We start from the raw sequence: 6,750 nt of genomic DNA on the forward strand, positions 1-6,750 counted from the left end.
ATGATTAAACCCTTTTGTACTTCTGGTGGTGCAAATACTGATCCGACTACCGTTCTAGATCCCTTCATGCCCATCTTATCAAGATCGAAATCAATATCTTTTTCTGTCAAGATTTTTACTTCTTTAGTCACTTCTTCAGATTTCTTAGGATTTATATTTTTTCTAAGAGTGCTTACAAGGGCTGGCATCTTTACAGATTCTTCTTGAAGTCCGCCGTTTATTCTTCTCTTAGCTATGACTTCGTCGCCTTTTACTTCTACACTTTCCGCATAGGTTAAAGAGTTAAGTCCAAGTTTTTCTGCAAGTTGTGGTCCTACTTGTCCTGTGTCTCCGTCCAGGGTTTGAGTACCAGTAAGTACTAGGTCAAATTCTCCTAGATGTTTTGCAGTGGTTGAAAGCACATATGAAGTCGCAAGTGTATCTGATCCTCTAACTGCCATGCTGGAGATGATGTAGATTTCATCTGCTCCCATTGAATAAGCAACTTCGAGTTCCCCTTTTATGAAGTCAGGTCCCATTGATGCAACCACAACCTTGCCCCCGTGTTTCTTTTTAAGTTCGCAGGCTGTATAAATAGCTGCTAGATCTGGTGGATTTATTATGCTTTTAACTCCATCTCTTATAAGATTGTTGGTTTCTCTATCTATTTTGCAATCGGAAACTTTTGGTACTACCTTTGCAAATACTAATATATTCATAAATACCTCCATAATTTATATCATAATAGTATTATACCCCTCTTTATCAAGTGGAAGCAATTTTCTTAACCATATTAATAATTTTACTACCTTTTAATTTTCGTTCTTTTTAGATAGAATAGAAGAGAGGTGTAAGATGAGTAAAAAGAGTTTTTTTGATGGCTTAGAAGAAAAATGGCAAAAGGAAAAAAAGGTTCGTATTGCCGCCAGGAAGCGCCAAGCAAAATTAAAAGAAGATTTAAGAGAAGAAAATAGAAATCTGACCAAAGAAATGCGTTTTAAAAAACTCTATAAATTTTCTTATATCGTTGTGATATACCTACTTGCCCGTATGGCATTTAGATATTTTATGCATAAAGATGTATTTGTAGCTAATGATATTCTATTTGGAATCATCACCCTGGGTATCTATGCTCTTTATATTTTTAAATGGGCAAAGGAGAAAAAATAATGAAAATAATAGCTACTACTACATTCGGCTTAGAAGCGGTTCTAAAGAGAGAACTAATCGCCCTAGGCTACGATGTAACTACTGAAAACGGAAGATGTATCGTTGAAGGAGATCTAAGAGATATTGCAAAACTAAATCTAAATCTTAGATGCGCAGACAGAGTCTTGATCGAACTTTTAAATTTCAAGGCGACTACATTTGAAGATCTATACCAAGGAGTTTTGAAATTTCCTTGGCATGAATATATATCCATAGACGGCAACTTTATAGTGCAAGGTCGTTCTAAAAATTCAAAACTATTCTCTGTATCTGACTGTCAAAGAATCACAGAAAGAGCAATCATTGACGTCATGAAGGAGCATTACGACATAGATTATTTTGAAAAATCAAAAGAAAGATACAAACTAGAAGTTGCTCTTCGTGATGATATAGCAAGCGTGACCCTAGATACTTCTGGCGATGGACTTCACAAGAGAGGATACAGAGCTCGCAACTACAAGGCTCCCCTATCTGAAACTATTGCCGCAGCACTAGTTATGCTTTCATATTGGAATCCGGATAGGATTCTTCACGATCCATTCTGCGGTTCTGGAACCATCCTTATAGAAGCTGCCATGATTGGCAAGAATATTGCTCCAGGACTTATGAGAAAATTCGACTTTGAAAAATTTAAATTCTTTGACGAAGAAATCATGAAGGAAGAGAAGAAACTCGCCTACGAAAGAATCGACTACGATAAGACTCTAAAAATATACGGCTCCGACATAGAACGCGGCGCCATAGAAATCGCAAAGGACAACGCAGAACTATTGGGACTAGAAGAAGATATAACCTTCTTTGAAAAAGATATAAGAGATCTTATAATCGGCGACGATTACGGTGTCATCATCACCAACCCACCTTACGGAATAAGAATCGGAAAAGATGTTAAAGAACTAGAAAAAGAACTGGGACTTCTTCACAAATCATGTCCAACCTGGAGCGTCTACGCAATCTCAGGAGACGAAGATTTCGAGAAGAATTTCGGTAAAAAAGCAGATAGAAATAGAAAACTCTACAACGGAGGAATCAAAACCTACTATTATCAATACTTAGGACCTAAACCTAGGGGGTAGTTATGGAAAAACTTAGCTCTAAAATTAATTTAAATATCTTAAATGGAATAGCAGACCTAGTGAGAGTTTTGGATTCAGACAATCAAGTAATCTTCGTAAACTCTGCAATGGAAGAGCTAATGGGTGCATCTGCAAAGGAGATGACCTGCGAACCTGATGGAAGATACTTCTGCAACCTTTCCGTCGCAGAAAGGACACTAAGAACCGGAGAGATCATCCAAAGAGAAGAATATATAGAAGGCAATTTCTATTCTGTAAAATGCTCCCCTATCTTTGACGGCGAAGAAATCGTCGCGGTGGTAGAAGTCTTTCGAAATATAACCATGGAGAAAAAACTTCAAAGGGAGATAATAAATAAAAACAAAGAGCTCGCAACAGAAATGAACGAAGCGAAGAAGATTCAAGTAGGTCTACTTCCAGAAAAAGGATTCATCGGTGGAGCTATGATAGATTACCTCTACAAACCTTCCAATATACTAAGCGGCGATATGTTCAACGTCTTCGAAATAAATAGAGATAACTTGGGAATCTATATTTCAGATACAGTAGGTCATGGATTTGCAAGTAGCCAGGTGACCATGTTTGTAAACTTTATGTTCAAAAGTCTCACCACCAAGGCACTTCTAAATCCAGCCACAGCACTAGAAGAAATAAAAAAGAAATTCAACTCCATAGACTTGGATGTAAATATTTACTTCACCTGTTTTTATGGAGTATATAATAGAAAAGAAAACACATTTAAATTCTCAAACGCCGGTCACAACCCTTGTCCAATCCTCTCACGAAATAGGACGAGCTACGAACTACTAACAGCAGGACTACCAATCTCAAGAATGTTTGAAGACGTATCCTACGAAGACAACGTGGTGGACCTCTTCTGCGGAGACAAACTACTCTTCGTAACAGACGGAATCCCAGAACTTAAAAATTCCACGGGAGAAACCTACGGACTAAAGAGACTCGGAGATATACTAAATAGACATAATGTAGATGAACTACAAGAAATAAGAACAGATGTAGTCCACTTCACAGCGAAAGAACCAAAAGATGATATGACCGCAGTGCTAATAAAAATAATGTAAGCGTCCAAAGGGCGCTTTTTTATTTACAATTTACAAAATCTTTTAAAGATTTTCTCCCAGAATTTCTCGAAAAAATATTAAATATTATTTCTAAACAAACCACGCACTACTCACAAAATTAAAATAATCTGATTATCATTTAAAATTTTAAATAAAACTATACAAATATCTAAAACAAGCGGTGCATTTTAATTTATAATTCTAATAATCCATTACTATGCTAATACTTTTTCGCAAATGTTTACAAAAATTTTTACTTTAGTGGTATAATTAAATTAACAATGTTATTTTATTGACATTTAAATTATTAAGGGGGACTATAATGGATTTTAATTTGGACAAACAGCACCTTCTATTACAACAAATGTATAGAGACTTTGCTGAAAACGAAGTAGAACCAATAGCAGCTGACATTGATATTTCAGAAGATGTACCTTACGAAAATATCAAAAAACTTGCAAAGTACGGATTTTTCGGTATTCCTTTCCCAAAGGAATATGGCGGACAAGGAGCAGACTATGTCGCTTACGCTATGGCAATCGAAGAACTTTCTAAGAAATGTGCAACTACAGGTGTAATCGTATCAGCTCATACATCACTTTGTGCTGCACCTATTTATGAAAACGGAACTGAAGAACAAAAGAAAAAGTATCTTCCAGACCTACTATCTGGTAAAAAAATCGGAGCTTTCGGTCTTACTGAACCAGGTGCAGGTACAGATGCAGCAGGACAACAAACTATAGCTGTACTAGATGGAGATCACTACATCCTTAATGGTACCAAAATATTCATAACAAACGCAGGATTCGCAGATATATTTATCATTATAGCTATGACTGACAAGAGCCAAGGAACTAAAGGTATCTCAGCATTCATCGTTGAACGTGGATTCGAAGGATTCAGAGTTGGAGAACCTGAAGATAAGATGGGTATAAGAGCATCTTCTACTTGCGAACTTATATTTGAAAACTGTAAAGTTCCTAAAGAAAACCTACTTGGAAGAGAAGGTAAGGGATTTGGTCTTGCAATGAAGACTCTTGACGGTGGTAGAATCGGTATCGCTTCACAAGCTGTAGGTATTGCAGAAGGAGCAATCGACGAAACTATTAAGTATACAAAAGAAAGAAAACAATTCGGAAGAAGAATTTCTCAATTCCAAAATACACAATTCCAACTTGCTGATATGAAGACAAAGGCAGAAGCAGCTCAACTACTAGTATATAGAGCAGCAGACGCTAAGCAAAACAAAATACCATACTCACACTACGCAGCTATGGCTAAATTATTTGCTTCAGAAACTGCATCCGATGTAACCAGAAGATGCTTACAATTATTCGGCGGATACGGATACACCAAAGACTATCCTATCGAAAGAATGATGAGAGATGCAAAGATAACAGAAATCTACGAAGGTACATCCGAAGTAATGAGAATGGTTGTATCCGGCTGGATGGGAGTTAAATAGGAGGTAAATGATGAAAATAGTTGTTTGTATTAAACAAGTACCGGACACAAATGAAGTAAGACTAGATCCTGTTACCAACACTCTAATAAGAGATGGAGTTCCTAGTATCATAAACCCAGATGACAAATCAGGACTTGAAACTGCACTTAAAATAAAAGACGAACATGAAAATGTAGAAGTAACCGTTGTATCAATGGGACCTCCACAAGCAGAACTAGCACTTAGAGAAGCCCTAGCAATGGGAGCAGACAAAGCAATCCTAGTAACAGACAGAGCATTCGGAGGAGCAGACACCTGGGCAACATCATGTACAATCGCAGCAGCACTAGAACACCTAGACTATGATCTAATCATCACAGGACGTCAAGCAATCGACGGAGACACTGCACAAGTAGGACCACAAATTGCAGAACACCTTGGAATCCCACAAGTATCATACGTAGAAGATCTAGAACTAAACGGTGACCATCTAACAGTTAAGAGACAATTCGAAGATAGACACCATGTACTAGAAGTAAAACTACCATGCTTAATAACCGCACTAACAGAACTAGCAGAACCTAGATACATGTCAGTAGGCGGAATCTATGACGCATATGAAAAAGAAATAACAACTTGGGGACTTGAAGACATAAAAGACAAGCTAGACCTTGCAAACATCGGACTAAAAGGATCACCAACAAAAGTTAAGAGATCATATCCAAAACAAGGTAAAGGCAAAGGCGAGCTACTAAAAGATCTATCAGCAGACGAAGCAGCACAAGCAATAGTAGCAAAACTTCAAGAAAAGTATATAATCTAAGAGGTGAATCATGAGTAAAGACGTATATGTATTTATAGAACAAAGAGACAACCAATTACAAAAGGTTGGCATCGAGCTTCTAGGAAAAGCAAGAGAACTTGCTGACGATTTAGGCCAACAAGTAGTAGCAATGCTTCTTGGTGACAACGTAAAACAACATGCAGAACTTCTAATTCACCATGGAGCAGATAAAGTAATCGTAATAGAAGATCCAATGTTAAAAGAATATGTGACAGAACCATACGCAAAAGCAGTAGCACATATAATCAAAAAATATGATCCAGAAATAGCACTATATGGCGCATCATCAATAGGAAGAGACCTAGCACCAAGACTAGCAGCTAGAATCCACACAGGACTAACAGCAGACTGTACAGGACTAGAAATAGACGAAGAATCTAAAAACCTACTAATGACAAGACCAGCATTTGGTGGAAACCTAATGGCAACCATCCTATGCGAAGACTTCAGACCACAAATGGCAACAGTAAGACCAGGCGTAATGCAAGCACTACAAACAGACGCAAGTAGAAAAGGCGAAGTAATAGAAGAAAAAGTAGACTTCGAACCAAAAGACATGAACGTAAAAATTGTAGACATTGTAAAATCTGAATCAAAGAAGAAAGACATCACAGAAGCAGCCATCCTAGTATCAGCAGGACGTGGAATAGGTGGACCAGAAGGATTCCAAAACCTACAAGACCTATCAAAAGTACTAGAAGCAGAAATCTCATCATCAAGAGCAGTAGTAGACGCAGGCTGGACAACCAAAGATCGTCAAGTAGGACAAACAGGTAAAACAGTAAGACCAGAAGTATACTTCGCATTAGGAATCTCAGGAGCAATCCAACACGTAGCAGGAATGGAAGACTCAGACTTAATAATAGCAATCAACAAGAACGAAGGAGCACCAATCTTTGACGTAGCAGACCTAGGCATAGTAGGCGACATCAACGCAGTAGTTCCAAAACTAACAGAAGCTCTAAAGAGAGAAAAGAAACTAAAAGCAGAAATCGAATAAAATAAAATAACAAAATAACACGACACAAAAAGAAAAACTATTGGCGAAAAACCAATAGTTTTTTATTTTTTGTATGTAGAATTAAAATCTTGCAAATACTTTGATTTGAATTTAAA

The 6,750-nt window shown here is 37.3% G+C and carries 7 protein-coding genes; 6 read left to right on the forward strand and 1 reads right to left on the reverse strand.

The window, feature by feature from the left end:
* On the reverse strand, positions 1-698 hold a 698-nt coding region (locus tag HMPREF1252_RS00520; RefSeq protein ID WP_036746668.1), incomplete at its 3' end, for an electron transfer flavoprotein subunit beta/FixA family protein.
* 136 nt (positions 699-834) lie between these two features.
* On the opposite strand from HMPREF1252_RS00520, the gene HMPREF1252_RS00525 reads away from it, so the two are divergent.
* The 6 genes from HMPREF1252_RS00525 to HMPREF1252_RS00550 all read left to right on the forward strand — a co-directional run bounded on the left by HMPREF1252_RS00525 (position 835) and on the right by HMPREF1252_RS00550 (position 6,634).
* The gene (locus tag HMPREF1252_RS00525; protein ID WP_023058911.1) at positions 835-1,149 is read left to right on the forward strand and encodes a DUF4234 domain-containing protein; all 315 of its coding nucleotides are present in this window, start codon (positions 835-837) and stop codon (positions 1,147-1,149) included.
* Positions 1,149-2,264, forward strand: coding sequence for a class I SAM-dependent RNA methyltransferase (locus tag HMPREF1252_RS00530; protein ID WP_023058910.1), 1,116 nt, complete (start codon positions 1,149-1,151; stop codon positions 2,262-2,264). Before HMPREF1252_RS00525 ends, HMPREF1252_RS00530 begins: the two co-directional genes overlap by 1 nt.
* A gap of 2 nt (positions 2,265-2,266) precedes the next feature.
* Positions 2,267-3,346, forward strand: a complete 1,080-nt coding sequence (locus HMPREF1252_RS00535) for a SpoIIE family protein phosphatase (protein WP_023058913.1) — start codon at positions 2,267-2,269, stop codon at positions 3,344-3,346.
* A gap of 322 nt (positions 3,347-3,668) precedes the next feature.
* Positions 3,669-4,811 carry an acyl-CoA dehydrogenase gene (locus HMPREF1252_RS00540; RefSeq protein WP_023058909.1) on the forward strand — a complete coding sequence of 381 codons (1,143 nt, stop codon included), beginning with the start codon at positions 3,669-3,671 and terminating at the stop codon, positions 4,809-4,811.
* 10 nt (positions 4,812-4,821) lie between these two features.
* Positions 4,822-5,613 carry an electron transfer flavoprotein subunit beta/FixA family protein gene (locus HMPREF1252_RS00545; protein ID WP_023058908.1) on the forward strand — a complete coding sequence of 264 codons (792 nt, stop codon included), beginning with the start codon at positions 4,822-4,824 and terminating at the stop codon, positions 5,611-5,613.
* A 10-nt stretch (positions 5,614-5,623) separates the two neighbouring features.
* Positions 5,624-6,634, forward strand: a complete 1,011-nt coding sequence (locus tag HMPREF1252_RS00550; protein ID WP_023058912.1) for an electron transfer flavoprotein subunit alpha/FixB family protein — start codon at positions 5,624-5,626, stop codon at positions 6,632-6,634.
* The last annotated feature ends 116 nt before the right edge of the window (positions 6,635-6,750 follow it).

This window comes from Peptoniphilus sp. BV3AC2 (assembly GCF_000478945.1).
GTDB lineage: Bacteria > Bacillota > Clostridia > Tissierellales > Peptoniphilaceae > Peptoniphilus_B > Peptoniphilus_B duerdenii.

Bases quoted from the DNA above. Each gene is read 5' to 3' on its own strand.
- HMPREF1252_RS00550 (WP_023058912.1), top strand. From the start codon at position 5,624: ATGAGTAAAGACGTATATGTATTTATAGAACAAAGAGACAACCAATTA.
- HMPREF1252_RS00540 (WP_023058909.1), top strand. From the start codon at position 3,669: ATGGATTTTAATTTGGACAAACAGCACCTTCTATTACAACAAATGTAT.
- HMPREF1252_RS00535 (WP_023058913.1), top strand. From the start codon at position 2,267: ATGGAAAAACTTAGCTCTAAAATTAATTTAAATATCTTAAATGGAATA.
- HMPREF1252_RS00545 (WP_023058908.1), top strand. From the start codon at position 4,822: ATGAAAATAGTTGTTTGTATTAAACAAGTACCGGACACAAATGAAGTA.
- HMPREF1252_RS00525 (WP_023058911.1), top strand. From the start codon at position 835: ATGAGTAAAAAGAGTTTTTTTGATGGCTTAGAAGAAAAATGGCAAAAG.
- HMPREF1252_RS00530 (WP_023058910.1), top strand. From the start codon at position 1,149: ATGAAAATAATAGCTACTACTACATTCGGCTTAGAAGCGGTTCTAAAG.